This window comes from Novosphingobium sp. B1 (assembly GCF_900176395.1).
GTDB lineage: Bacteria > Pseudomonadota > Alphaproteobacteria > Sphingomonadales > Sphingomonadaceae > Novosphingobium.
The window spans coordinates 1-22,798 of record NZ_FWXL01000023.1; the positions used below are offsets into that span (position 1 = coordinate 1).

Consider the following 22,798-nt stretch of genomic DNA (forward strand, 5'->3'; position numbering starts at 1 on the left):
GGCCGAGACTCTCACCAAGCTAGCTGCAGGTCACCCGGCCAACGCCGTCGGTGAGCTCATGCCTTGGACCGCCGTGGCCTGAGCACACCGCTTACAGCCAGGATGGCACCTCGCTAAGCTCTGCAGTTCAGGCGGTGTTTATCCCGGGGAAAAGAGCTGCTCAGCCGCTCCCACAGGAGAGCGCCGCTCGTGACTTGGAGCCTAGCAACTTCATGCAGCATGCGTTTGAGATATATGCGCTGCGCATAGATATCAATGCCGCCGCACGGTATATGCGCAACGTAAATGCCGGCACACCGGGCAAGCTTGTTTATTGAATAAGGCGTGGATTCGCGCTCTGACGCTGAGCGGTACAATCCTGCCCGACGCCTTCACCCACCTCAGATATTGTTGGGCTGGGTTAGCGAACCTTAGCGGCCTCTGCTGCGACGGCGTCATTCGCTCGCCCGAGTTTCGCCTGCAATCGCTCCACGAAAGCAGCCGTCCGCCGCTCGAGCGCTTTATGCCGGTCGTTCAGGACCTTTTCCGCCCGCTCTTCCATTGCGACATCCTGACCCGCGATGCGCTTCTTGGCGACATCGGCGCTTACCGCCAACCGCTCTCGTGCGATGATGCCGCTAGTGCATAGTTGGGCCTCGGCGGCTGTACCGGAGGTAGAAAGGTTGTTGCGCGCCGTGCTGCCGCTCTCCGCGAGCCTGTTCGCGGCCTGTCGCCCATTTTCGCGAATGCGGGCCGCGACGGCGTCGACCTGATTGCCGGCATCGACGTTGATGAACTGCCCGCCTCCGGCCGAGGCGACAGCGGCCAATGCCGCGGCTTCTCCAGTGGGGACGGAGAAGCCGATGATGTTCACGATAGCCTTTGTCGGCCCTGCGTTGATCCGGCGGGCAACGTCGACCGGATCGCCGCCGCAGGTTTCCTGACCATCCGACACGACATAGATTACCTGGGTTCCCGGCCTGCCGCCCTCGATGAGCAGCATCTCGGCTTGTCGGAGAGCGGCTGCGAGGGGTGTCCACCCCACAGGCTTTACGGCCGACACACCGCGAATAAGCGCGGCTCGATCGCGCGAAAGCGGCACGGTGAGGCTGATCGCGCCGCACGAAGGGGCCTTCCCGCGTGCCGTGTTGTCGCCAGCTTGCCCAAATACGAGCAGGCCGACTTCCGCTTCTGCGGGCAGCCCATCGATAAAGCTACGAGCTGCTGCATGCGCTAGGTCCAGCTTACTTCGACCCGAGACCCGCCCGGCCATCGACCCTGATGCATCCACAGCGATGAGCACGCGCTGCGGAGACCCTAAGGGCTGCTCGTTCGACTTGGCCTCGAAAGTCGCCGAGCCCACCGACGCCTCACCGAAACAGGTTTCCGGGTTCTCGGCAGCGAAGCGGCGGAGGTACGCATCCACCTCAGTTGATGAGTCTTTCACGCCGGCAGCTGGGGCCGTGGCGGCTGGGTTGCTGGCGTCCTCCTGATTCCTCGGCGCGCGGTCGCATGCCGGAAGTCCGCACGCTAGCGCCAAGAATGCCACATAGCTGGTCCGCCGCATACGTGCTCTCCTGATCGTTTCTGGCGAATGCAGGTTGGCCGAAAGCCGGAAGACCAACAATGCCCCAGCGAAGATGGCCGGACAACACTATCCGCTGAAGCAGGGGGAACCGCCACTTGTCGCAAGTCATTTGCGCTCGATCGTTCCCTGCCCTTCTACCGCCCTTCTGAAGCTCGTTGCGAGATCCGGCTGTCGAAGATCGCCCGACTTCAGCATGGCATCGAGGAAAGCAGCAGTAGCAGACTGGACGCATGCCACGCGCTCAGGCGACTCATCCGTGGTCTCGGTCACCGCGTAGCCGGAGATCCCGCCCAGCATGTGTTCGCCATCTTCCAGCGTCAGCAGGACCCGTCCTCCGGGACTCAGCCGATACGGATCGGCAAACCAGTCGGGTCCTCTAACGGTGAGGGGCGAGCGGTCGGCGTCACCCACCACGACCAACGTGGGCGTGACCAGATGTTCGAAGGTCATATCCAGCCATGGAGTGTGCCTCCTGGCGAAATCGCTCAGATCCGTCCCACCGTGACCGCCGGACGCCAGCAACACGCCGGCTCGAATCCTCTCATCACGCCAGTCCTCGCCACTCATCGAACCCTGCATGCGGCCTCCCAGGAGCATACTAACCGTCTGCCCTCCAAAAGAGTGGCCAGCTGCCGCGACGGCTGACGTGTCCACACGGCCATTCAGCCAAGACAATTCACCTACGATCGACAGTAGCGCGTCGAGAACCTGGACCATGTCGGCAACGCGAATGCGCCAGATGTCGGGTCGACGAGGATCGTCGGCCGAGAGAGCGAGCCGCCGCGCATCAAGATGCGTCGGCTGGATGACCACGAATCCACGGGACGCCCAATAGTCGGTAAGCGGCGCATAGGCATCCATCGACGACCCATAGCCATGCGAGAACAGGACCACCGGCAGCCCTTTGCCGACCAATGGGGCGGTGACTCGTAGCAGCAGTTCTTCGCCCCGATCTCCTGCAGGAAGGGCAAGTCCCCGGACCGAGAGCACCGGCTGGGCATCACGCATGTTCGCGTCGCGGAACTGGATCTCATCGGTCATCGCCGCTTCCTTCCTGCCGAGCCATCTCGATCACGACCTTGCCAAACGGCCCTTCGTCCAGCTGATCCAGCGCCAAGGAGAGATCGGAAAGCGCGAAGCGGCTGTCGACGACGGGCTTGGCGCTTGTGCGATCGAGCGCACGGACCAGATCCTCCAAAGCGCGACGATGTCCCGTGGCGATGCCGTGGATCGAGACGTTCTTCATCAGCAATGGCATGACCGGCGACGCGATGTCGAACCCCGCCAGCGCGCCGATCTGATGGATCTTTGCGCCGACCGCAGCAACTTCGATGGAGCGGCCAAGGTGCGCGCCACCGACCGTCTCCAGAACATGATGCACTCCGCGATCAAGCGTCAGGGCATGGATCGTGGCGATCCAGTCCTCGGAGCGCTTGTCGACTACGATATCCGCACCCAATGCCCGCACCCGTTCGAACTTGTCGGGCGTGGTTGAGACGATCACCTCCGCGCCGTGAAGTTTAGCGATGGCGAGACCGAACAGCGCGACGCCTCCCGTTCCCAAGATCAGCACCGTCTCGCCGGCTCGCACATGGCCGCGCTCTACGAGCGCGAACCAGGCAGTCACGCCAGCGCAGGGCAAGGTACTGGCATACGCGTCACTCAGCGACGCCGGCGCGGCGACCAGCCAATCCTGCGGCAAGGTCACGTATTCGGCGAGCACCCCTGCGAAGAAGCCGCCGAGCGTTCGATAAGCCGGCGATCGCGCATTGCCAGGCCGAGACCCGTCGATCCACTCAGGGGTGAAACACGAGATCACCCTATCGCCAAGAGAAAAGCGCCGCACTTCTTCGCCGAGCTGAACCACCGTGCCAGCCAAGTCCGAGGCAGGCGTGAACGGGAAAGCCAGAGGCAATCCCCTACCGGTCTCGATCACCATCTTATCGCGATGGTTGAGCGACACGGCTCCAACCTTCACCAACACTTCGCCAGGGCCAGGCACTGGAACGTCCCGCTCTCTCAGAGCGAGCTTGTCGCGGCCGATCCCTTCCATTTCCCATCGTCGCATCATCGTCATAGCCACCGCATCTCCGTTGCGGTGCAATATCGAAGGCCTAGATACATGTGAGAATGGCCGATTAATTTCACGGGTTATTGAACGAGGCTCAACAATGCGCGGTTCAGAATTTGCGGAGTTGATGGCGTTCCTCGCCGTCGCCGAAGAGCGGAGCTTCCGGCGAGCGGCACAGCGGCTAGGGGTATCGCCCTCTGCACTCAGCCATAGCATGCGAGCGCTCGAGGAGCGGCTCGGCGCAAGGCTGCTCCACCGGACCACGCGAAGCGTTGCGCCTACCGAAGCCGGCCAGGACCTTCTCCATCGATTACGACCAGCGATAGCCGAAGTGGACGAAGCGGTGCGCGACGTCACCGCTTTCCAGCAACGGCCGCGCGGACGGGTACGGATCAACCTGCCACGCGCAGCGGCCGAACTCGTGATAATGCCTAAGCTAAAAGCCTTTCGGGACGCCTATCCCGACGTGCGGGTCGATCTCGCGATCGACGACGCCATCACCGATGTGGTCGCCAGAGGGTTCGATGCCGGCATCCGGTCCGGCGGGATCGTCGAACGGGACATGATCTCCGTACCCCTCACATCCGATCTGCGCATGGCCGTCGTTGGCTCGCCGGCGCTTCTAGGCGGCCTGCCGAAGATCGGTGATCCCGCCGATCTTAAAGGTGTCCCGTGCGTCACCTACCGCTGGCTGCAGTCGGATGTGCTGCATCCATGGCGCTTCGATGGACCCGACGGCCCGATCGAGATCATTGTCGACAGCGTGCTGACTACCAACGCCACCGACATGCTGCTCGGATCAGCAATCGCTGGCGTTGGCCTCGCCTATCTCGTCGAGAGCCTGGTCGCGCCGCCCGTATCCGCCGGCTCGCTTGTGCGAGTGCTGGAAGATTGGTGCCGCCCCTTCCCCGGCTTCTATCTCTATTTTTCCAGCAGACGGCAGATGCCCTCGGCGCTGCGCGTCTTCGTCGACTTTATGAAGATGGCAAACCCGCACAGCCACCCGCAACATGTGGAGAACTCCTAAGTCGGCAATCGCCTATGTGGGCAACCAAAATTGACGTGGAGGCGCCAGTGTCGATCACCGACGTGTTGCTACCGCTCCCGGTCAAGGCGGATAAAGCTAACGCCTGAAGGGGCGTCGATCAGCTGGTCAGGATCGCGCCGGCAATCAGGCCGGAGAGGTGCTCAATCCGCGTGACGAACGCCGGCTGCTCACGCAGCCAGGCAAGCGCGCTTACCAGCGCGAACAGGTCGGCTCCGCTGACATCATGCCGGGCCTCGCCATGGTCCTGCGCGCGTGTCAGCAGGTTCGTGCCTGCCGCCTTCATTGCAACGCACGATGCGTGAAGAGGAGACGCCTCGTCATCGATCGCCGCGACCATGACGGCAATCGCACCGCGATAATCGTGGGCGGCTGCGACAACGCGGTGCAGCCAGGTCACAAGTGCCTCTCGCGGCTTATCGGACAATGCCAGCTCTTCCGCCTGCGCCCGCAACGCATCGAATTGCTCGCGAAGCAAAGCGTCGAGCAGCGCTTCTCGGGTCGGAAAGTGCCGGTAGAGCGTGCCGAGCCCTACGCCGGCCGTCCGCGCGATCTCACGCAAAGAGGCATCGGCGCCATTCGCCATCACAAGATCGCGAGCCACGGCGAGGAGCCGTGCATAATTCTTCTTCGCGTCGGCTCTCATTGGCTCCAACTTGACAAGCGGAGCAGTGATCCGAATATATCCGGGACACTGTTCCGCACTCATGTAGTGCCTCGTTTGAGGAAAACCCGTGTCCATTAACACCATGAAGGCCGTTCGCTTCCATGAGTTCGGTGATCCGCAGGTACTGCGCTATGAGGATGCGCCCAAGCCCGAGGTAGGCCCTGGCGAGGTCCTGATCCGCGTCCACGCGGTAGGTATCAACCCGCCCGACTGGTACCTACGAGAAGGATATGCGGCATTGCCGCCTGAATGGCGCCCGGCGGTGCCCTTCCCGGCTATTCCGGGATCTGACGTTTCGGGCGTGATTGAGGCGCTTGCCGACGACGTCGAAGGCTTCGCCGTTGGCGACGCCGTCTACGGAATGATCCGCTTCCCGAGTTTCGGTGACAGCCGCGCGTATGCCGAATATGTCTCGGCGCCCGCTTCCGACGTTGCCCTCAAGCCCGCCGGAATCGACCATGTCCACGCCGCCGCCGTGCCGATGTCGGGTCTCACCGCATGGCAGTTCCTGATCAATCTCGGTCATGACGTCGACAATCCGCTGCAATCGACCCGGCACGAGCCGGTGCCGCTCGCCGGCAAGCGGGTGCTGGTCAATGGCGCGGCGGGTGGGGTCGGGCATTTCGCAGTGCAACTGGCCAAACATCGCGGCGCGCACGTGATCGCAGTAGCCTCTGGCAAGCACGACGCATTCCTTCGCCAGCTCGGTGCTGACGAGGTCGTCGACTACACCGAAACAGTGCCTGAAAATGCCTTTCACGATCTCGATCTCGTCGTCGATGCGGTGGGCGGTCCAAGCACGGGCCGTTTCCTCCCTGCGATAAGACAGGGCGGCGCGCTGTTCCCGATCTTCCCGCTCGGCTTCACCGGGCATGGCGAGGCTGAGAAACTCGGCGTGACTGTTTCAGCGACACAGGTGCGGTCGGACGGCGCGCAGCTCGCCGAGCTGGGACGCCTGCTCGACGACGGCACTATTCGGGTAGCCATCGACAGCAGTTTCGCGCTCGAAGACGCGAGGCTTGCACATGAGCGCGCCGCCGCCGGGCACATTCAGGGCAAGATAGTCCTGACGGTGGGCAGCCAAACGTGACCGTGCCGCGAGAGGACAAGCTTACGCAGGGCACGGCGGATTGGCTGGAGATGGCGGCATTGCTGATGTGCGATGCCGCCTCGCGCGCGAACCTTCCGTCCGACCTGACGGTGAGCTTGGTCGAGCGCTATACCGACGGCGTCGCGCTTTCCGACGGTCTCATCCAGGGCATACGCTTCGAACTTGTCGAGGGACGGCCCTCTTTCCGGATTGGCGTGCGCCCGAACGAGCGGGCGGATGTCATTGTTGAGATCACCGCCGCCGCGGCGCGCCATCTCAACATACTGCGCAGCAACGATCCCGCTTATGCGGCAGCACGCGCCCGCTATCTGGAAACGGGCGAGATGCGGGTCGAAGGTGACCCCTCTCGGCTCGGCGACTGGCTCGCGGCTGTGCACGATCCGATCGTCGAAAGAACGCGCTGAAGGGATGCCGAGCATCCCGATGACAGACAGGTGATCAAACATAGGCAACAGGAAGGGGTATCGACATGGATCCGTATCGGTTCGGCTTCACGAGGCGACTGTTTGATCGGGCAAAGGGCATGAGACGCGCAGTGACGGCTGTTGCCATCGCTCTCCTCGGCAGTTTCGGACCGTTGCATGCTCAGGAGACTGGCGGGAAGCCGCCCGCAGGCGTTGCCGATCGCTTGTACACCCTCGATTGCGGCCTGACCGAGTTCCAGGACGCGTCCGCCTTTTCCGACACCGGCGAATATGACGGGCGCTCGGTCGCGCTCCCGACCCCGTGCTATCTCGTCCGTCACGGCAAGGACTGGTTGCTGTGGGACACCGGCAACGGCGATCGGCTGGCGTCAATGCCGGATGGCGAGACAAAATTTGGCGGCCGTTTCTCCCAGCGCCGCACGCTTGCGGGCCAGCTCGCAGCGCTGGGATTGAAATCCGACGACATTCGCTACGTCGCGCTCTCGCACATACACCAGGATCATTCGGGCAATATCGGCCTCTTCCCCAAAGCAACGTTTCTTGTCGCTGCCAGCGAACTCGCCTGGGCACGGGGCACACCAACACCGTTCGGGGTCGAGGCAGCATCGGTCGCCCTGCTTGGAAAGGTCCGCGTCGAGCCGCTGGACGAGGACAAGGACGTGTTCGGCGACGGCAGCATCAAGATCATCAAGGCGCCGGGGCACACGCCTGGTGGCCGGTCATTGTTCGTCCGACTGGCCAAGGCGGGCCCGCTGCTCGTGACGGGCGACCTTTATCACACCCGTGAGAACTACGAGAAGGGGCTGGTGCCCAGTCCAAACGTCGATCGCGCGCAGACGCTGGCCTCATTCGACCGGTTCAAGCGGATCGCGGCAAACACCAAGGCTCGGGTGATTGTCCAACATGCCCCGGAAGATTTCGCAGCACTACCGGCCTTTCCGAAATATCTCGACTGATGCCTTAACCTGCGCGTTGGCAAAGCCTGTGCGCGACTTGATCAAGGCTGGTGATTGCTGAGCACCTCGCGGTCGGCGCTCGCGATGCATTCGCGGCCATCGGCTCGGAGTCCTATTTAATCGAGCGAGGTATCACGAAGCGGATTACGTCTATCGTTCATGTACGACCCGCTACCAGCCGGAGAGTTCGACGGATGAAGGTACGACGATGAAGTTGATTGTGATGAGCTCGCTGATGATGTCGCTCGGGCTGGGTGCCTGTGCCGCTAGCCGCGCGGGCGACGACGTCGGATCGGGTAAATGCAACGCCGAAGGCGCCGCGCGCCTTGTAGGCGAGGTCGCGCCTGACGACGGCACAATACTCCGCCGCACCGGCAGCACGATCGTTCGACGGATCGCGCCTGGCGATCAAGTGACGCAGGATTATCGTCTCGAGCGCGTGACCGTATCGATCACTCAAGGCCGGGTAATCTCCGCTTCCTGTGGCTGAGCTCTGACCGAAGATGAAGGCGATCGTGCTCGTAGCCGTTCTCTCGTCGCTCGCAGGCTGCGCCGTCCAGAAGCCGATTGAAGGGCCGGTCAGGCTGGGACAGATCGCCTTCGTTGGTGGGCCAAAGGTTCGGCCGGAAATGGTCATCGAGGACAGCCGCTGCCCTACGGATGGCCGATGTGTCTGGGCAGGGCGCCTGATCGTGCGGGTGACAGTGCTGGGAGGCGGATGGTCCAGACAGCTCGACCTCACACGCGGCATCCCCGTCAATGTCGCCGATGGGACGATCACCCTCGTGGCAGCAACGCCGCCTAGGCGCCCCAGCCGCCTGCCCCTGCCCTACCGTTTCACGTTCAGCTTCCAAGGCGGCTTGTAATCGTCATTGCGCCGCTATCCCAGTGCCGACCAATTGCAACGATCGATACATCAAGGGCGCGACAGGAAGAAGCCAACGTGGGCTGCGACTTGCATGCCATTTATTGCGAGCAGCCCGGCGCTTTGCGGGAACCGACGTAGCGCGTTTCGCCAACGGGTGACTTAGGAGCAAATCTCTTCGTCGTGCGCTTTCGCCTATGTCACGATGGCTGACAAAAGAAAGGTTGGACCATGAGCATCGAAGGCAAGGCGAAGGAAGCGGCCGGTTTCGTTAAGGAAGAACTCAACGAGCACGGCAAATCGCCCGAGGCGAAGGAGCGCGCGCAAGAAGGTCGCAACCTCCGCAATGAAGGGCGGGTTGAGGACGGCAAGGCTCCGAAGACGACTGAGCCTGGCACTGGTGCCGAGGAGTGACGTGGTTAACCCCCGCTTCGGCGGGGGTTACCAAATTTGGCGTGAAACGTCGCTTTAAACAAACCACGACCTCTCATGTGCCCTCATCGATGTGACCAGGGCAAGTCGCCCGGCGCCACCCGCGTTATCTTCTCGTGCGTTGGCGCTGGCGATCTGGGTCAAGTCGCTGGAGAGGCCCAGGACTCGACAATGAAGGCGAAGCCCTTCGAAGCTTCGTGCCTGATTGCCGCAACGCGTTGATAGTCTTCGGAGTAATACCAGCGCTTCGCGGCTTCTAGGTTGGGCAGCTCGACTATCACGACGATAGCCAGCGGCGGCCCCTCCAATGCAACGGGGGCGGGACCGGCGAAAAACTTGAGTCCAGGAGTTGCTTGCAGAATTGGCACTGCCTGACGACGATACTCTGCCAGCCGTTCCTCGTCATGCACGTCCGTCAGACAAAATACGACGTAAGCGGCCATTCTCGCCTCCGAGCCAACGTTTACCAACTCTCGCCGATATATGCAGCGATCATTGCAGAAGTGCGACGCATTGCGACGGGGCGTCAAGTAAATTATGCAGCGATCAATGCAGAAACATGTGAACGGAGACCAGGATCGCGTAGCGCGTCCTGCCAGAGGAAGGCCTAGAAGCTTCGATCGTGCGCAGTCACTCGACGCCGCGATGCGTGTGTTTTGGCTGAACGGCTACGCCTCCACGGCCATTTCCGACCTCACTGCCGCTATGGGCATTGGCACGACGAGCCTCTACGCCGCATTTGGTTCGAAGGAGCAACTCTACACCGAAGCGCTGCAACACTACCTGAGCCTGTACGAAGCCGGCGTCTGGTCTCGCTTCAAGGCTGCAGAGACGGCGCGCGAGGCGATCGAAGCGCTACTCGTGGACACCGCCTACTTCGTGGCCCAAGGGTCGGGTGCCGAAGATCCGCTCGGCTGCATGACCACGCATCCGGTGAAGGACGACAGTGACAATTCCGCCCTAGCCTTGCTCATGCGGTCGCTTCGGACAGGCATGTTCGACAGGGTGAAGGAGCGGCTGAGCCGTGCGGTACACGAAGGCGAGATATCAACTGCTCTCGATCTCGGCTCATTTGCCCGGTTCATCATCACCCTGCAGAATGGCATGTCGGTTCAGGCACGTGCTGGAGTTAGCCACGCGCAACTCGACGAGGCCGCAAAGATTACCATGAAGGGGTGGCCTTCCTGGATTGGGTAGCAAATGCGTCCCTGGGTTCAGCACCGAAGACCCAGGGGTCGCCAGGCTTAGCAGCTTCAACCCCACCCGATTTCGGCATGGACGACAGACGACGGAACAGCGCGCGCCGAACTCATCCGCCATGCTCATTGCAAAGTTCAAGATCGCGTAATTGAATTGCCACCCTGAGTGGGTAACCGCAGTTTGACCCAGAGCACGACATCGAAGGCGTGTTTGCTGCTCCGTCGGCTAAGCCGTATTCCCTGAGTCGCCCAAAATGGTGTCATATCCCGCGGGTGTGCTTTCCGCATCCGGACCGACAAGAAAAGCTCGGCGGGATGGCACGAATGATGGCAATCGCACCGCATCGACCCGACGTGGCGACATGGGCGCCGCGTCGCCTCTTACCCGTCGACCGAGACGTAGATGCTCGCCCAAGCTTCGCCCGCCGCTGTCGAGACCCGCACGGGAACGCGGTGATACCCGTCGCCTTCGAAGGCATCGAGGCGCGACCAATGTGCGGGAAGGTCGGGCGATTTGAACAGGTGGACTGTCACCGTCGATTCGGCGTCGTCGAGGACGATCGCCGGAAATCCCATCGCCGCGCCCCAGCCTTGCTCGACCAAGCGGCCGCGCACCGTGCCCGGTGTCCACGTGCCGGTCAGCGCGGCAAGTTCGTGCGCATTCGGCTTGCCCGGTGCCAGCGTGCCGTACACGGCGAGCCGACACGCCGCCTGTTCCATGCCGGTCGTCATGCGTTCTCTCCTTGGCCAAGCCAATGCCGAAGTACATTCGTGGTTTCGTCCGGTCGCTCGATAGGTGGCAGATGCCCGCAATGGTGAAACAGGTGGAACTGCGCGGCCGGCAGCGCGGCGTGCATCGCATGCGCCTCTGCCGGTGGCGTCAGCCGATCGCCATCACCGACCGCGATCAGCGTCGGCACGGCGATCCGCGGCAGCAAGGGACGGCTGTCCGGCCGACCCAGGATTGCGCGCTGCTGGCGCAGGAAGGCGTCGCCGCCGACCCGTGCCGCCATCGCCTGCACCGCGTCGCCGACGGGTCCCTCGACATGGTCGGGATGAACGAGCTGCGGCAACAAGCGGCCGGTGACGCCGAGGAAGCGTCCCAGCTCGAGCGAGCGCATCGCGGCACGGCGCGCGTTGGCCCGCACCGGCGGATCGGGCGCGGCGCTTGTCGCGATCAGCGCGAGCCGCATGACCCGCCCAGGCGCCTGACGCATGATCTCGAAGGCGACGTAGCCACCCATCGATAGTCCGGCGAGCGCGAACCGCAGTGGCGCGTGCGCCAGAGCGCGCGCCGCCATCTCACTCACGCTGTCGTCCAGCGTCAGGTCGGCGACCTGCGCGTCTGCGATGTCGGCCAGTCCGGCGAGCTGGTCGTCCCAGAGGCGTGCGTCGCACAGCAGGCCCGGCAGGAGCAGAAGCGGCGCGCGGTCAGTCATGTGCCGCGTCCTGCACGCTTGCCGCCAAGACGATCCGGACAAGCGAGAATCCGAAGCACAGGGTCACCCCCTCAAGCCAGCCGTGATGCTCCCAGAACCAGCCGCCGATCGATCCGGTGACGCTGCTGCCCAGATAATAGAACAGCAGGTAGATTTAGAATGCGCACCCCTGGCCTCGCCGGATGCCGTCCTATCCCAACGGCTGGCGATGCCAGATCGGTCGATCAGCGTCCGATGCTGCGACACAGACCGTAAAGCCTCTGCACCTTGGGGTTGCCCGCGCCAAACTCCCTGCGAAACTCGGCCTTCTTGGCACAGGCCGCGGCCTGACCCGGTGTTCCTTGCCGGCTTGCTCGATCGCGCGCCTCGATCCGCTTGGAGTGCGCCCTCATCGTCGAGCTGACGACCTGGCCGCGCGACAACTCGCCAAGATCGATTGCCGGGGGAGTGTCCTGGGCAGCCAGGGAACTAGCCAGCAGTCCGGCGGACAATAACAATAAGCGCTTTATGTCCGATCTCCGACGGTATCTCGATACGCGAAACGGATCCTCTTGGAACGGGTTCCGTCAGCTGGCCCGACCGACAATGAACCGGGAGTGAGTTCGGCGGGGGCGGCCGGGAAGCAGACGTTAGTTCAAGTTGCAAGTTTGCGGTATCCGGGGTTGGCGGACTTCTTCGCTGGGACGTGTTGGTTCGATTTATGCAACTGATGATTCAGGTTAGGCGAAGCTGCACCAATTATATGTAACATGACGATCGCCCTTCGACGCCTACGGCTCTTGTCAGAACTAGTAAGGGTGGCTTTATGAAAGTCCGCAATCTCTAGGCAGGAATATCGGAAATCAGAGCCTCCGCGATCCTACTGCCACTAGCAGCTATGCTGGCGATGGGCTCCTGCGCGATCCAGCGGCATGGCCCCGATCAGGCCATCTACTGCGCGCTGGGTAAGTCGCGCGACGGTGTCGACATCTATTGTCCGAAGCCGGTACTAAACGGCGGCTGGCCAGCGCCGTTCGCGTTCGACCGGCCTGGCATTTCCGTCGAGGGCAAGATCGCCTTCCCCGAAGACGACTTCCGGTTCTGGCCGTTCATCGCAGACGTCGCCTTCTACGAGCTGGCCCTTCTTGCTCTATGTAGGCTGATGCAGAGGGTTAGACCGAAATCCTGATAGCGGGAAAGTGGACCACAAGGCCGAAGATCGGCCATGCAGTATGCGGGCATCCCGCTAAGCGGCTTGTGATGGACGCCCTCGGACGTGTTCGATGAACACCGAGGCGAACCTTTGGGACGGGAGGACGTAAGGACTGCACCGAAGAGGATGCTCACCACGGCACAGGATCGTGAAGCGCGAGATCGCGTTCCAATTCGATGAGTTAATGGCTAGTCTCGCTACAATGGTAGCCGACTTCAGCTTCATCCATGCGGCCGACGTCCATCTCGACAGCCCACTTGCTGGACTGGCGGCGAAGGACGAGGCGTTTTCGCAGCTGGTGCGCGGCGCGACGCGGCGCGCCTTGGCGAACGTCATCGACCTGGCGATCTCGGAAGGGGTGAGCTTCGTCGTGATCGCCGGCGATCTCTACGATGGGACTTGGAAGGACCACGCAACGGGGCAGTTCGCCGTAGCGCAACTCGCCCGTCTGACGAGGGCCGGCATTCGCGCCTTCATCGTTTTCGGCAACCACGACGCGGAAAGCCGCGTCACCCGCCACCTCACCATGCCGGATGGCGTGTATTCGTTCTCGAACCGCAAATGCGAGACCATCGACCTGCCGGAGCTCGGCGTCGCAATTCATGGCCGCAGCTACAAGGAAGCGGCGACGTTCGAAAATATCGCGTCGACGTACTGCCCACCGACAAAGGGCCGGCTCAACCTGGCGATCCTGCACACCGCCCTCGAAGGCGCCGAAGGTCACGCGAGGTATGCGCCCTGCAGCGTCGACGAGTTGCGTGCGGCGGGGCACGACTATTGGGCACTTGGGCATGTGCACGAGGCATCGGTCCGATCGACCGATCCGCACATCGTGTTTCCGGGCAACACGCAGGGACGTCACGTGCGCGAGACCGGCGCCAAGGGGGCGATGATCGTGCGGGTCGAGGACGGCGTCGTCCGCAGCGTCGAACCTCGCGCCTGCGACGAGGTGCGCTGGGCGAAGGCTTCGATCGACGCGGCCGGCGCACGCGACATGACCGAACTCCTGTCGGGCGTTTCCGAGGTGCTGCTGGGGTCGATCGCCGATGCCGGCGACCGTCCGACCGCGACGCGACTGACCGTGACGGCCGCCGGACCTCTGCGCAACGCGCTCCTCTCGGACCCCGACTGGTTCTCGGCGGAGGTACGGGCCCAGGCGTCCGCCGTTTCGGATTCCTTGTGGCTGGAGAAAATCCGGATCGAGGCCCCGCTCGTCGATACGCCGGTCAGGCTGCCTGCCGAGATCTCCGATCTGCTGTCGGAAGCACTCGAGGATCCCGACTGCGCGAAGGCGATCGACGCCGCGATCGCGCCGCTGCTCGGCAAACTGCCGTCCGACATAGGCGATGCGGACACATCGCCACTCCTTGCGGCGGCCAGAGCCCGCGACGTCAGGGCGCTGATCGGCGATGCGCGAAGCAGGGTCGCGGCGCGCTTCGAAGGCGAGGCCGACTGATGCGCTTCAGGACGCTGGAACTCGTGCGCTACGGGGCCTTTGCGGACCGGGTGATCGACTTCGGCGACGGGACGGTCGATCTCCATCTCGTCGTCGGCCCCAACGAGGCCGGCAAGTCGACGATGCTCCAGGCGGTTAGCGACTTCCTGTTCGGTCTTCATCCCCAGAGCACGCAGAACTGGCGGTACGATTATGGGGCGCTCGGCATCCGAGCGGTGATTGAGCACGAGGGCCGGACGATCGAGCTCACGCGGCGCAAGGGCAACAAAAACACGTTGCTCCGTCCGGACGGGAGCGCGGCTCCCGACGACAGCGTCTCGACGATGTTGGGCGGAATGGATCGCACGTCGTTCGAGCGCATGTTCGGCCTCGACCACCGGAAGCTCCGCGAGGGTGGGCAGGCGATCCTGGATGGCCGCGACGACGCGGCGCGCGTGGTGCTCGAGGCGGGGACCGGCCTCAGCGGGATCGGAACGGAGCTCAAGCGCCTCGACGGCGAAGCCGCCAAGCAGTTCAAGCCGAGCGCGCAGAACCCGTTGGTCAACCGCCTCATGCGCGAACGCGAAGAGGCGAGATCCGACGTCCGCACCGCGGCGCTGACCGAGTCTGACTGGAAGACGGTCCAGGAGAAGCTGGCGGCCGCGACGGGCCGACGGGCGCAGCTTCTGGACGAGGCTCGTCGACTCGCGGCCCGTTCCGCGATGCTGGAGCGCCTGACCAGAGTACGGCCCTCGCTTGCCCGGCTGGCCGCCGTGGAGGACGAACTGGCGTCCCTGGGGGAAGTCGCCATTCTCCCGAGGGACGCGGCATCCCGTCTGGCGACCGCCCTGTCCGACCGCAAGACCGCGGAGTTGCTGAGCGTACAGCACCGGGGTGCGCGAGACAAAGCTAGGGAGGCGGCCTCCGCCATCACGGTGGACACGCTTCTGCTGTCGCATGGCGATCGCGTGGCCGAACTCGAGGAACGCCGTCCGGTCGCAGAGAACGCGATCCGCGACCTCGAGCTGCGTCGCACGGAGCTGGACCGGGTCGATGCCTTGATCAGCGCCGCCCGTACCGAGGCCAGGCTTCCGGTCGACGCGCCGCTTCCGGGCGCCGGCTGGGTGGAGAGGGTGCGGCGACACCTGGAGAACGTCCGCCTCCTCGATGCGGAAGGGGGTCGGCTCGAGATCGTCCGATCGGAGCTGACCGCCAGATTGAGCCGTCTTCCGACCACGGATGCGGTGGGCGGCGGTGTGGATCCGGCCATACTGAAGGCGGCCGTCGCGGCGGTGCCCAGCGATCATTCCGTGCGGCTGCAGGCCGCCGAGGACCGCCTCAAGCAGGCCGCCAGTCGCCTCGGACCGGCAACGGCGGCGCTCGCGCCCTGGCGCGGCGAGCCGTCCGACCTCCCTACCCTCGCCCTTCCTCCCGAAGCCGTCGTAGCCGAGCACGCCGAGGAGATTGATATAGCGCGCCGGGGCATCGCGGCCGCCGAGGCCGAGATCGTAACAGCGGAGAAGCGTGCGATCGAATCCTCGGCGGACTTGGACCGCCTGGTTGGTGCCGGCGACCTTCCGACGGCCGGAGCGGTGGCGGCCGCGAGGTCGGCCCGCGATGGCTTGATGAATGAGGTGCGCGACCGTCTGGCCGGCGAACGACGGCCCGACGATGGCGGCGTCGTAGACGATCTCGCCACAGCGATCGGCTCCGCCGACGCTCTGGCGGATCGCCGCGACGCGGACTCCGCCCGCGTCGCGCAGCATGCGATCGTATTTGCGGATCTCGCGAAGGCCCGCAACCTCCGCCAGGAAGCGGCGGACCGTCTTACGGTCGCGACCGAGGCATTGACTGCTGCGCAGACGCGATGGGCCGACACGCTCCGCCCTCTGGGCTTCGACGGCGCACTCCCCCCGACCGGCATGGCCGCATGGCGCGCCGAGCGCGAGCGGACCGTGACCCTTCTCGCCGACGCCGAAGCGGCCGAGAACGCCCTCGCACGCCAGCGCGAGGAGGAGACAGCGTTTGCAGAAGCGCTTGTCGACGCGTTGCGGGTTGCCGGCGTGCAGACAGCCGAGCCGACGCTCGCCGGGCTCCTCCCCGTTGCCCGGCGCACGTTGGAGAAACTCGAGACCGAGGTCAGGGAAGCCGAACGCAGCGCGATGCAGCGCCAGGCCCTGGCGACTGCGTCCGAGGACCTTGAACGCGACGAAGCTCGGCTGGCTGCGGGAAAGCGCGCTGCTGCCGACGTCTCGGGCGCTCTGCTCTCCGAGGCCGCCTTGCCGGCTGGCGACGGAGACGTGACGCTGATCGACGCCGTCGCCGCGATGGAGACGATCGCCGGACAGAATGGCGCGAGGGCCGGACTCGCCAGACAGGTGTCCGGCATGGAGCGCGATATCGCGGCGTTCGACCGGGACGTCTCGTCTCTCCTCGACGACCTCCGGCGGCCGGCAGACGAGTCCCCGCCGATGGTTCGCAGGCTAGCGGCGGAACTTCGCATCGCCGTCGCGGCGGATGCGGAACTCGACCGGCAGAAGAAGCTCGCGGAGGAGGGGGCGAAAGCGCTCCTTCAGGTCGGCGAAGGCGCGGCGGCGGCAGACGAGGAAATCTCGGAGCTGATGCGTGCAGCCGGGGTCGGAGCGATCGAGCTGCTCGAATCCACCATAACCTCCTCGTCCCGGGTCGTCGAGCTTCGCGGGACACGGGATACGTTGATGACGGAGCTGGCTTCGCTCGGGGACGGGATCGCGCTCGATGCGCTTCGGGATGAGACCGCAGCCATCGGACCCGACGAGGTCGCGGCCGAGCTCGAGGACATCGCCGAGCGGCGAAGCGGTCTCGAGTCCGAGCGGGAGGCGGTGGGTCGTGAGCTCGCCGAGGCCGAGGCTGCGACGAGAGCCGCCTCGACCACTGCGGCGGCGGCCGAGGCCCAACAGCGCTTCGTGGACGCCTCCGCCCTTCTGGCGGACGCCGCCGAGGAGCACGTCGGAACGGTCGCGACGGCCGCGCTTCTGCGGTGGGTCGTCGAGCGCAACCGAGCGTCGCGGCAAGCCCCGCTGATGCAGCGTGCGTCCGAGATCTTCTCGAGCGTCACTCGAGGCGCATTCACCGGCCTTGCGCTCCGCTATTCCGACAACGACGAGCCGACCATCCGTGCGCTACGGTCGACGGGAGATCCCGTAGGCGTGGAGGGCCTTTCCGAAGGTACGAGGGACCAGCTCTACTTGGCGCTTCGTTTGGCCTCGATCCGCGACCGTGCTGGCGTCGCGCTTCCGCTGATCTGCGACGACCTTCTGATCACTGCGGACGATGCTCGTTCGGCTGCGATGCTCGAGGTGTTGGCGGCCGCGTCCACCTCCAACCAGGTGGTGCTGTTCACACACCACGAGCACATCGTTGAGGTCGCCCGACGTGCAATCGGCGAGACCGCATTACTTCTGCATCGGCTGGAGCCGGTGGATTCAGCCATCTTGGCGGCGTGATCCGTAGTTCGGAGATCGATGGTCGGACGCTGCCGCCCCGTCGGGATTGCACTGGTGGGCGCCGCACGGCCGGTCCGATCTTCGTGTCGGAGCATTCCCTCGAGTCTGACTGCTTCTCCGTCGGGAGCATGTGTACAGCGAAGCTGGACAGCCCATTGCGCCTGCGGCTAGTCGCGACTGATGCCAGTCGTGACGACAATCATGAATACGACCACGGGTCAGCCCATCCAGAAAATGACGTTCGGACGCATGCCAAAGCCATGGGCCTCGTTCACGCTTGAGACGGGCAAGCTCGTCTCGGCGGACCGGGTGGAGGTCGGCAAGCCTGCACCCGGCAAGGTGGTCGTACCGGTGTCCGTCTGGGTCACGCCCAAGAGCTAGTCCCGGCCAGTCGACAGGAGCTCCGAACGTCGTGACCGCATGGATCGAGGTGCTGGCGGACAGGATCGAGGACGAGGTCGCCGCGCGCGGCCGACTGGCGAATGCCGGCCTGCACTACGTGTACGTTCTATGTCGCTCCGACGGAACGCCGTTCTATGTTGGCAAGGGCGTCCAGCACCGCTGCTTCCACCACGAGGCTGAGGCGCGCAATACCGAGAGGCTCACCCACAAGCTTAACCTGCTGCGAGCGATGCACCGCAGGGGCGAAGCGATCGGCTACTGCATCGAGAGCAGCTTCGACACCGAAGCGGAGGCTCACGTACGGGAGCGTCACCTCATAGCTACGTTCGGGCGTCACGACCAGGGTCGGGGCCCTCTCACGAACCAGACGGATGGCGGCGAAGGTGCGTCCAATCCCTCTCCGGAAGCGCGTGAGCGACGCCGGCAGTCGCTCTGGGGCGAAGCGGAGGACGAGGAGCGTCGCGCCGCCAACACCTGGTTCCAGACGCTCTGCAAGGTGAAGTCGGTGCCGGTGAAGCCACTTAGCCGGTTCAAGCCGGAGCGGCTGCACGCGAACCGCACCGACTTCGCGATGAGCCAGAGGCAGGCGGCGGCCCTCACGGCATCGGCGGTGGCCAATCACGTGCTCCTGCAGCCGGGAACGGCCATCCCGCGCCTCATGACCGTCGATGGCATAGCGATGTCGATCGAGAACGGGGTCGGCCGGGACATCCTGTCCAGCGGCATGGCGACTATCGCCGGTGGGGCCACCGGGGCGGAGACATTGTCTCTTACCCCCACCGGCTACCGCTTCATCGTAAATACCATGGGCGAGCGCATGCTCGAAGCCGCAGGCGTCCTAGTACCTACGCTAGAAAATATCTGAGGTACGCTGCTGGCGATAGCGCAGCGGCAAGTTGCTCTGTCGTTGTGCGGATTGAGATCGACGACTGACATCCTCGAACTCACGGATTAGAGTAAGCGTGGCCTGAGGGCCGCCTTGCCCGTTTGGCCGTAGCCGGGATGCTTATCGTCTTTGACGAGGGCGCGGGCGGTGCGGGAAGTTTTCGGTTCTGAGACTGGTCGTACGAGCGCTCGTACGACTGGTCGTGTGGAGGTGGTCGGCCGGGTATCGGGCCGACGGAGCTGGTCGGACGCGGAGAAGCTGGAGATCCTGGCCGAGGCGTTCCGGCCGGGCGTGCGGGTCCGTGATGTCATCGCCCGGCGCGAGGTGTCGAGCAGCCTGATCTATACGTGGCGCAAGCAGGCGCGGCTGGGCAAGCTGGGCGGGGTCGCGCCTGCGCTGCCGGCATTCGCCGAGGTGCGCGTGGCCGATGTCGCCGCACCTGCGCCGCAGCCGGCGACATCCACGTCTGGCCTCATCTGCATCGAATTTCCGGGTGGCGTCCGAGTGAGCGTGGACGGGTCGGTGGACGCCGGCGCGCTGGCGCGAGTGTTGTCGGTGCTGCGTTGAGCCCCACGCCGTTGCCGACGCGGGTGTTCCTGGCGTGTGGCGTCACCGACATGCGCAAAGGGTTCGATGGCCTGGCGGTACTGGTGCAGCAGGTGCTGGCCCAGAACCCGCACTCGGGCGCGTTGTTCGCGTTCCGGGGCAAGCGGGGTCATCTGGTCAAGCTGCTGTGGTTCGATGGGCAAGGCCTGTGCCTGTTCTCCAAGCGGCTCGACCGGGGTCGGTTCGTCTGGCCGGTGACCGCGACGGGCACGGTGACGCTGACGCCGGCACAATTGTCGATGCTGCTGGAGGGCATCGACTGGCGTCGCCCAGAGCGGACGTTCACGCCGACGCTGGCGGGGTGAAAACGGCGGTTTTGCGACGCTTTTTCTCGCCCGTCGATGCGTGATCTGTTATGAAATGCGGGTGCTGGAAGCGCCTGTTTCCCCTGCTGATGCCACCGCGCGGATCGCCGCACTGGAGGCATCGCTCGCCCGGGCGAATGCCGCGCTCGCCGCCCGCGATCTGCTCATCGACACGTTGCGCGGGCAGATCGCTCGACTGCGGCGGATGCAGTTCGGTGCCTCCTCCGAGAAGTTGGGCCGCGAGATCGAACAGCTCGAGCTGGCGCTGGAAGAGCTGGAAACGGAGCGGGATGTTTCGGAAGTCGAGACTGCGGTGCCTGGAGTAGCGCCGCGCCTGGCACCGGTCCGCAGTCTGCCGGAGCATCTGCCGCGCGAGGAGGTCGTCCACGAGCCGGCGTCCGGTATCTGCACCTGCCCGGACTGCGGTGGTGCGCTGCGCCGGCTGGGCGTGGACGCGCACGAGATGCTCGACATCGTGCCGGTGCGCTGGCGGGTCGTGCGCAACGTCCGCCCCAAATACAGCTGCGGGTCTTGCGAGAAGATCGTCCAGGCACCCGCGCCGGTCAGCGCTGTGGCGCGGGGCAAGGCGACCTTCGCGACGCTGGCGCACGTCGTCGTCTCCAAGTTCGACCACCATCTGCCGTTGTACCGCCAGGCCGAGATGATGGCCGCGCAGGGGCTCGAGATCGACCGCTCGACGCTCGCGGGCTGGGCCGGGCAAGCTGCAGCACTGCTCGACCCGGTGGTCAGCCGTATCCGTGACGAGGTGCTCAAGGCCGACAAGATCCACGCCGACGACACGCCGGTGCCGGTGCTCGAACCCGGCCGTGGCAAGACCGCGACCGGGCGGCTGTGGGTGTACGCCGCCGACGACCAGGCGTCCGGCAGCACGACACCGCCCGCAACATGGTATCGCTTCACGCCCGACCGCACCGCGGCGCACCCGCAGGCGCATCTCGCCGGCTTTCGCGGCTTTCTCCAGGCCGATGCCTATGCGGGCTATGACGCCCTGTACCGCGGTGGCGTCACAGAGGTGGCATGCTGGGCACACTTCCGGCGCAAGGTGTTCGACCTGCACGAGCGCCTCTCCACGCCGCTGACCACCGATATCCTAGAGCGCATCGGCGCGCTCTATGCCGTCGAGGCGGAGGTGCGTGGTCAGCCGCCGGATGTACGCCGTCGAGCGCGACAGGAACGAAGCCAGTCGCTGGTCGACGCCTTGCGCGAGGTGCTCGACGCTGCCCTTCGCCGCCTGTCGCCCAAGTCCGACATGGCCAAAGCCATCGCCTATGGCACCAAACGCTGGCCGGCGCTGTGCCGCTTCCTGGGTGACGGGCGTCTGGAGATCGACAACAACATCGCGGAGCGGGCCCTGCGCGGCGTCGCCGTGGGAAGGCGCAACTGGCTGTTCGCGGGTTCGCGCGCAGGCGGCGAGCGAGCCGCCGCCATCTACACCGTCATCCAGACCTGCAAGGCCAACGGCGTCGACCCGCAGGCCTATATCGCCGATGTCATCGCCAGGGTCGCCGGCGACTGGCCCGCCACCCGCTGGGACGAGCTGATGCCGTGGAACTGGGTGCCCCAGACAGATCAGCCAACAGCCCAAGCCGCATAAACTGCGGTCCTCACGCCACGCTTACGGATTAGACCGACGAAGGGCGCGATCTGCGCGAGGGTGACGGGGAAGCGGAACTGAACGAGAGGTCGCAGCGCGGAGCAAACGGCGGGATCGCTCCTTCGTCGGCTTCATAACGTCGGACGAGCGCTACAGATTCATCGACCCTGACGGACGGATCGACAGCCAATAAGCGGTGCTGTATATGCGTCACGCATATTTGTAGGTGCTTGCAATCGTAGCGGCGTTTGCTTGCAAACAGAGCCTTTTTTTGCTCGGATTATCTGACAACCGGCTCGGCGATCTGCTCGCGCTATCTGCCAATGTGCTCGACATCATCCTGCGCTGCTCGCAATCATAAAGGTCTGCTCACATCCCCTGCCAGCGAAACAGGGCGTCAGCGCGGCACCCGGATGGAACCTTCCGCGATCCCCTCGGCGACATTGGAGAGCATGACGGCGTAGCGATGCAAACCGGGGAAGCGACCAGCGTTCTTGTCGATTTCACCGCCGTATCCGGCGTCGAGCAACGCCTTGAAGTCGGGCATCACGTCGAACATGCCGCCGAGCAGATCGATATCGGAGGCCCCGGTAAGCAACAGGGCGTTCGCATGGGCGTCGAGACGCTTCATCGTTTCCAGCATTTCGGTCCTGGTCATCGCATCCTGTCCGCTTGCGGGGTTCCATCGCCTAGCACGACGCGCCGGCCCTGTTCGCGAAAACCTTCCTTTCTGACGACCTCGCGGGCGGGCCATGACGACAACGCATTTCTGCGGCCCGCCGCTTGTCAGAACTGTTCTGGAAACCTGCTTCGCAAAAGCGCTTGCCGGCTACGGGTTTGGAGAGCCCATTGGCACGGAGCGTGAGCACAACGCCCCGTTTGCAAGCAGCGCCGGATGATGGCGAGCACACTGGCAGATAATTCGAGCAGGACGCTCCCCGCCAGTGGCAGAAAGCGTGAGCAGGAAATCAGGCTGTTTGCGAGCACACGCCGCTATGATTGCAAGCGCCTACACCTACCTAATTCAAGGTCTACCGTATCACCGCATAGAGGGCAGTCGGTCCTAAAGGCCTTGATTTGGAAAAGAACACCATC

25 protein-coding genes are annotated in these 22,798 nt (G+C 64.4%); 16 read left to right on the top strand and 9 right to left on the bottom strand.

Annotated elements, in window-relative coordinates:
• Nucleotides 1-400: 400 nt before the first annotated feature.
• The 3 genes from B9A23_RS19800 to B9A23_RS19810 all read right to left on the bottom strand — a co-directional run bounded on the left by B9A23_RS19800 (nucleotide 401) and on the right by B9A23_RS19810 (nucleotide 3,635).
• Complete coding sequence (locus B9A23_RS19800) at nucleotides 401-1,405, bottom strand: VWA domain-containing protein (protein WP_176218087.1); 1,005 nt, start codon at nucleotides 1,403-1,405, stop codon at nucleotides 401-403.
• 267 nt (nucleotides 1,406-1,672) lie between these two features.
• The gene (locus B9A23_RS19805) at nucleotides 1,673-2,608 is read right to left on the bottom strand and encodes an alpha/beta hydrolase family protein (protein ID WP_084280995.1); all 936 of its coding nucleotides are present in this window, start codon (nucleotides 2,606-2,608) and stop codon (nucleotides 1,673-1,675) included.
• A complete protein-coding gene (locus tag B9A23_RS19810; protein ID WP_217806639.1) occupies nucleotides 2,598-3,635 on the bottom strand; it encodes a zinc-dependent alcohol dehydrogenase family protein in 1,038 nt (345 codons plus the stop codon). Before B9A23_RS19810 ends, B9A23_RS19805 begins: the two co-directional genes overlap by 11 nt.
• Nucleotides 3,636-3,738: 103 nt before the next feature.
• On the opposite strand from B9A23_RS19810, the gene B9A23_RS19815 reads away from it, so the two are divergent.
• Nucleotides 3,739-4,665, top strand: coding sequence for a LysR family transcriptional regulator (locus B9A23_RS19815; RefSeq protein ID WP_084280997.1), 927 nt, complete (start codon nucleotides 3,739-3,741; stop codon nucleotides 4,663-4,665).
• Between the two features lie 118 nt (nucleotides 4,666-4,783).
• Here the strand turns inward: B9A23_RS19815 and B9A23_RS19820 are convergent, their stop codons facing one another.
• Nucleotides 4,784-5,329, bottom strand: coding sequence for a TetR/AcrR family transcriptional regulator (locus B9A23_RS19820; protein ID WP_084280998.1), 546 nt, complete (start codon nucleotides 5,327-5,329; stop codon nucleotides 4,784-4,786).
• Nucleotides 5,330-5,417: 88 nt separating this feature from the next.
• On the opposite strand from B9A23_RS19820, the gene B9A23_RS19825 reads away from it, so the two are divergent.
• The 6 genes from B9A23_RS19825 (at nucleotide 5,418) to B9A23_RS19850 (ending at nucleotide 9,121) form a co-directional block, all read left to right on the top strand.
• Nucleotides 5,418-6,440, top strand: a complete 1,023-nt coding sequence (locus tag B9A23_RS19825) for an NADP-dependent oxidoreductase (RefSeq protein ID WP_084281000.1) — start codon at nucleotides 5,418-5,420, stop codon at nucleotides 6,438-6,440.
• A complete protein-coding gene (locus B9A23_RS19830) occupies nucleotides 6,437-6,865 on the top strand; it encodes a hypothetical protein (RefSeq protein WP_217806640.1) in 429 nt (142 codons plus the stop codon). The genes B9A23_RS19825 and B9A23_RS19830 overlap by 4 nt, the downstream gene beginning before the upstream one ends.
• Before the next feature lie 119 nt (nucleotides 6,866-6,984).
• Nucleotides 6,985-7,842, top strand: a complete 858-nt coding sequence (locus B9A23_RS19835; protein ID WP_176218088.1) for an N-acyl homoserine lactonase family protein — start codon at nucleotides 6,985-6,987, stop codon at nucleotides 7,840-7,842.
• A 208-nt stretch (nucleotides 7,843-8,050) separates the two neighbouring features.
• Nucleotides 8,051-8,332, top strand: coding sequence for an I78 family peptidase inhibitor (locus B9A23_RS19840; protein WP_084281002.1), 282 nt, complete (start codon nucleotides 8,051-8,053; stop codon nucleotides 8,330-8,332).
• 13 nt (nucleotides 8,333-8,345) lie between these two features.
• Nucleotides 8,346-8,708 carry a hypothetical protein gene (locus B9A23_RS19845; RefSeq protein WP_084281003.1) on the top strand — a complete coding sequence of 121 codons (363 nt, stop codon included), beginning with the start codon at nucleotides 8,346-8,348 and terminating at the stop codon, nucleotides 8,706-8,708.
• A gap of 230 nt (nucleotides 8,709-8,938) precedes the next feature.
• Nucleotides 8,939-9,121, top strand: a complete 183-nt coding sequence (locus B9A23_RS19850; RefSeq protein ID WP_084281004.1) for a hypothetical protein — start codon at nucleotides 8,939-8,941, stop codon at nucleotides 9,119-9,121.
• 158 nt (nucleotides 9,122-9,279) lie between these two features.
• On the opposite strand, the gene B9A23_RS19855 is transcribed toward B9A23_RS19850, so the two are convergent.
• On the bottom strand, nucleotides 9,280-9,582 hold the full coding sequence (locus tag B9A23_RS19855) for a DUF1330 domain-containing protein (RefSeq protein WP_084281005.1): 303 nt from the start codon (nucleotides 9,580-9,582) through the stop codon (nucleotides 9,280-9,282).
• Nucleotides 9,583-9,784: 202 nt separating this feature from the next.
• Here B9A23_RS19855 and B9A23_RS19860 point away from each other — a divergent pair, with 202 nt between their 5' ends.
• Nucleotides 9,785-10,336: a TetR/AcrR family transcriptional regulator gene (locus B9A23_RS19860; RefSeq protein WP_084281007.1), complete on the top strand. Its 552-nt coding sequence runs from the start codon at nucleotides 9,785-9,787 to the stop codon at nucleotides 10,334-10,336.
• Nucleotides 10,337-10,719: 383 nt separating this feature from the next.
• Here B9A23_RS19860 and B9A23_RS19865 read toward each other — a convergent pair whose 3' ends face one another.
• The 3 genes from B9A23_RS19865 to B9A23_RS23105 form a co-directional block, all read right to left on the bottom strand.
• Nucleotides 10,720-11,070: a gamma-glutamylcyclotransferase family protein gene (locus B9A23_RS19865; protein ID WP_254895207.1), complete on the bottom strand. Its 351-nt coding sequence runs from the start codon at nucleotides 11,068-11,070 to the stop codon at nucleotides 10,720-10,722.
• Nucleotides 11,067-11,777 (bottom strand): alpha/beta fold hydrolase, encoded by a 711-nt coding sequence (locus tag B9A23_RS19870; protein WP_084281009.1) that lies wholly within the window; start codon nucleotides 11,775-11,777, stop codon nucleotides 11,067-11,069. Before B9A23_RS19870 ends, B9A23_RS19865 begins: the two co-directional genes overlap by 4 nt.
• Before the next feature lie 224 nt (nucleotides 11,778-12,001).
• Nucleotides 12,002-12,169 carry a hypothetical protein gene (locus B9A23_RS23105; RefSeq protein ID WP_217806641.1) on the bottom strand — a complete coding sequence of 56 codons (168 nt, stop codon included), beginning with the start codon at nucleotides 12,167-12,169 and terminating at the stop codon, nucleotides 12,002-12,004.
• 485 nt (nucleotides 12,170-12,654) lie between these two features.
• On the opposite strand from B9A23_RS23105, the gene B9A23_RS19880 reads away from it, so the two are divergent.
• The 8 genes from B9A23_RS19880 (at nucleotide 12,655) to B9A23_RS19915 (ending at nucleotide 21,703) form a co-directional block, all read left to right on the top strand.
• Nucleotides 12,655-12,945: a hypothetical protein gene (locus tag B9A23_RS19880; protein ID WP_084281013.1), complete on the top strand. Its 291-nt coding sequence runs from the start codon at nucleotides 12,655-12,657 to the stop codon at nucleotides 12,943-12,945.
• Nucleotides 12,946-13,117: 172 nt separating this feature from the next.
• Nucleotides 13,118-14,425 carry a metallophosphoesterase family protein gene (locus B9A23_RS19885; protein ID WP_254895208.1) on the top strand — a complete coding sequence of 436 codons (1,308 nt, stop codon included), beginning with the start codon at nucleotides 13,118-13,120 and terminating at the stop codon, nucleotides 14,423-14,425.
• Nucleotides 14,425-17,889 (top strand): YhaN family protein, encoded by a 3,465-nt coding sequence (locus tag B9A23_RS19890; RefSeq protein WP_084281017.1) that lies wholly within the window; start codon nucleotides 14,425-14,427, stop codon nucleotides 17,887-17,889. The genes B9A23_RS19885 and B9A23_RS19890 overlap by 1 nt, the downstream gene beginning before the upstream one ends.
• Before the next feature lie 180 nt (nucleotides 17,890-18,069).
• Entirely contained in the window at nucleotides 18,070-18,270 is a 201-nt protein-coding gene (locus B9A23_RS19895; RefSeq protein WP_084281018.1) for a hypothetical protein, read from the top strand.
• A 31-nt stretch (nucleotides 18,271-18,301) separates the two neighbouring features.
• Complete coding sequence (locus B9A23_RS19900; protein ID WP_084281020.1) at nucleotides 18,302-19,156, top strand: GIY-YIG nuclease family protein; 855 nt, start codon at nucleotides 18,302-18,304, stop codon at nucleotides 19,154-19,156.
• A 231-nt stretch (nucleotides 19,157-19,387) separates the two neighbouring features.
• Nucleotides 19,388-19,744 carry an IS66-like element accessory protein TnpA gene (locus B9A23_RS19905; protein ID WP_086011137.1) on the top strand — a complete coding sequence of 119 codons (357 nt, stop codon included), beginning with the start codon at nucleotides 19,388-19,390 and terminating at the stop codon, nucleotides 19,742-19,744.
• Nucleotides 19,741-20,088, top strand: coding sequence for an IS66 family insertion sequence element accessory protein TnpB (tnpB, locus tag B9A23_RS19910; protein ID WP_025292355.1), 348 nt, complete (start codon nucleotides 19,741-19,743; stop codon nucleotides 20,086-20,088). Before B9A23_RS19905 ends, tnpB begins: the two co-directional genes overlap by 4 nt.
• Nucleotides 20,089-20,143: 55 nt before the next feature.
• Entirely contained in the window at nucleotides 20,144-21,703 is a 1,560-nt protein-coding gene (locus tag B9A23_RS19915) for an IS66 family transposase (RefSeq protein ID WP_037447103.1), read from the top strand.
• Nucleotides 21,704-22,100: 397 nt separating this feature from the next.
• Here B9A23_RS19915 and B9A23_RS19920 read toward each other — a convergent pair whose 3' ends face one another.
• Nucleotides 22,101-22,361, bottom strand: coding sequence for a hypothetical protein (locus B9A23_RS19920; protein ID WP_015449245.1), 261 nt, complete (start codon nucleotides 22,359-22,361; stop codon nucleotides 22,101-22,103).
• Between the last annotated feature and the right edge of the window lie 437 nt (nucleotides 22,362-22,798).

Coding starts and splice junctions, on each gene's coding strand:
- B9A23_RS19805 (WP_084280995.1), bottom strand. CDS start 2,608: ATGACCGATGAGATCCAGTTCCGCGACGCGAACATGCGTGATGCCCAG.
- B9A23_RS19810 (WP_217806639.1), bottom strand. CDS start 3,635: ATGCGACGATGGGAAATGGAAGGGATCGGCCGCGACAAGCTCGCTCTG.
- B9A23_RS19815 (WP_084280997.1), top strand. CDS start 3,739: ATGCGCGGTTCAGAATTTGCGGAGTTGATGGCGTTCCTCGCCGTCGCC.
- B9A23_RS19820 (WP_084280998.1), bottom strand. CDS start 5,329: ATGAGAGCCGACGCGAAGAAGAATTATGCACGGCTCCTCGCCGTGGCT.
- B9A23_RS19835 (WP_176218088.1), top strand. CDS start 6,985: ATGAGACGCGCAGTGACGGCTGTTGCCATCGCTCTCCTCGGCAGTTTC.
- B9A23_RS19840 (WP_084281002.1), top strand. CDS start 8,051: ATGAAGTTGATTGTGATGAGCTCGCTGATGATGTCGCTCGGGCTGGGT.
- B9A23_RS19845 (WP_084281003.1), top strand. CDS start 8,346: ATGAAGGCGATCGTGCTCGTAGCCGTTCTCTCGTCGCTCGCAGGCTGC.
- B9A23_RS19850 (WP_084281004.1), top strand. CDS start 8,939: ATGAGCATCGAAGGCAAGGCGAAGGAAGCGGCCGGTTTCGTTAAGGAA.
- B9A23_RS19855 (WP_084281005.1), bottom strand. CDS start 9,582: ATGGCCGCTTACGTCGTATTTTGTCTGACGGACGTGCATGACGAGGAA.
- B9A23_RS19860 (WP_084281007.1), top strand. CDS start 9,785: ATGCGTGTGTTTTGGCTGAACGGCTACGCCTCCACGGCCATTTCCGAC.
- B9A23_RS19865 (WP_254895207.1), bottom strand. CDS start 11,070: ATGACGACCGGCATGGAACAGGCGGCGTGTCGGCTCGCCGTGTACGGC.
- B9A23_RS19870 (WP_084281009.1), bottom strand. CDS start 11,777: ATGACTGACCGCGCGCCGCTTCTGCTCCTGCCGGGCCTGCTGTGCGAC.
- B9A23_RS23105 (WP_217806641.1), bottom strand. CDS start 12,169: ATGAGGGCGCACTCCAAGCGGATCGAGGCGCGCGATCGAGCAAGCCGG.
- B9A23_RS19880 (WP_084281013.1), top strand. CDS start 12,655: ATGCTGGCGATGGGCTCCTGCGCGATCCAGCGGCATGGCCCCGATCAG.
- B9A23_RS19890 (WP_084281017.1), top strand. CDS start 14,425: ATGCGCTTCAGGACGCTGGAACTCGTGCGCTACGGGGCCTTTGCGGAC.
- B9A23_RS19895 (WP_084281018.1), top strand. CDS start 18,070: ATGCCAGTCGTGACGACAATCATGAATACGACCACGGGTCAGCCCATC.
- B9A23_RS19915 (WP_037447103.1), top strand. CDS start 20,144: ATGCGGGTGCTGGAAGCGCCTGTTTCCCCTGCTGATGCCACCGCGCGG.
- B9A23_RS19920 (WP_015449245.1), bottom strand. CDS start 22,361: ATGACCAGGACCGAAATGCTGGAAACGATGAAGCGTCTCGACGCCCAT.